The 1,496-nt window shown below is 70.9% G+C and carries 1 protein-coding gene; it reads left to right on the top strand.

Features of this window, described 5'->3' with window-relative positions:
- Positions 1-1,496 (top strand): MDR/SDR family oxidoreductase (locus GWI24_RS44290; protein ID WP_210951651.1); only part of this gene is annotated, 1,496 nt, incomplete at both ends.

The raw sequence follows: 1,496 nt of genomic DNA, 5'->3' as shown, positions 1-1,496 counted from the left end.
GCCACCAACGCCGCCTGACCCGGGCGACGGCCGATGAGGCGCTGGTGGCGCCCGAGGGAGAACCCGCGTGGCAGCTGGGCACGCGCGGCCCGGGGACATTGGAGGGCCTGGCGCTGCTGCCGTCGCCGAATGCCTTGGCGCCACTGCCCCCGGGCCATGTCCGGATCGAGACGCGTGCCGCGGGACTCAACTTCCGTGATGTGCTGATGGCGCTGGGCATGTACCCCGGCGAGATCAGCATCGGCAACGAGGGTGCGGGAGTGGTCACGGAGGTCGGCCCGGGTGTTACCCGCCTCGCCCCGGGCGACCGGGTCATGGGGCTCTTTGAGGGCGCGGGCGGCCCCATCGCCGTCGCCGACTGCCTCACCCTCGTCCACATGCCCGAGGGATGGTCCTTCGAGCAGGCGGCCGCGGTCCCCTGCGTATTCCTCACCGCGTACTTCGGGTTGCGGGACCTGGCACGGCTGGAGCGCGGGGAGTCGGTCCTCATCCATGCGGCCGCCGGTGGCGTCGGCATGGCCGCGGTGCAGCTGGCCCGGTATTGGGGTGCTGAGGTCTACGGAACGGCCAGCCCCGCCAAGTGGGACGCGGCGCGTACCGCCGGCGTCCCGGACGGACGGCTGGCCAACTCCCGGACGCTGGAGTTCGAGCAGCGGTTTCTCGAGATGACCGGCGGCCGTGGCTTCGATGTGGTGCTGGACGCCCTCGCTGGAGACTTCGTGGACGCCTCGCTCCGGTTGCTGCCCAGGGGCGGCCGGTTCATCGAGATGGGCAAGAGCGATATCCGGGGCGCCGAAGAGGTGGGCACTCAGCGCCCCGGCGTGGTCTATCGGGCGTTTGACCTGGCCGAGGCCGGTGGCGAGCGCATCCAGCGGATGCTGACCGAGCTGGTCGACCTCTTCGAGAAGGGCGTGCTGACCCCGCCACCGGTGACCGTATGGGACATCCGGCGTGCTCCGGCCGCCTTCCGCTTCATGAGCCAGGCGCAGCACATCGGCAAGAACGTGTTCACCCTGCCGCGCCGACTGGACCCGGAAGGCACCGTGCTCATCACGGGTGGCACCGGATCGCTGGGCAAGGTGGCCGCCCGGCGCCTGGTGACCGAGCACGGCGTACGGAATCTGGTGCTGACCAGCCGGAGCGGCCCCCAGGCCGCCGGCGCCGCCGAGCTGGAGCGGGAACTGACCTCGCTTGGCGCACGAGTACGGATCGCCGCCTGCGACGTGGCAGACCGCGACGCCCTGGCGGGGTTGCTGTCCTCGCTGCCCGAGGAGGCGCCACTGACCGGAGTGGTGCACAGTGCAGGAGCGCTGGACGATGGTGTGATCACCGCCTTGACCAGGGAACGGCTGGACACGGTCTTCGCCCCGAAGGTGGACGCCGCACTCCATCTGCACGAGCTGACCCGGCATCTGGATCTGGCGGCCTTCGTCCTGTTCTCCTCGGCCGCTGGGACGCTGGGCAGCTCGGGGCAGGGGAGTTATGTGGCGGCCAAC

This window comes from Streptomyces sp. MK37H, assembly GCF_018035285.1.
In the GTDB taxonomy this organism is placed as follows: domain Bacteria; phylum Actinomycetota; class Actinomycetes; order Streptomycetales; family Streptomycetaceae; genus Streptomyces; species Streptomyces endocoffeicus.
The sequence above is the reverse complement of the archived record's forward strand: the minus strand, read 5'-3'. Positions and strand labels throughout refer to the sequence as shown.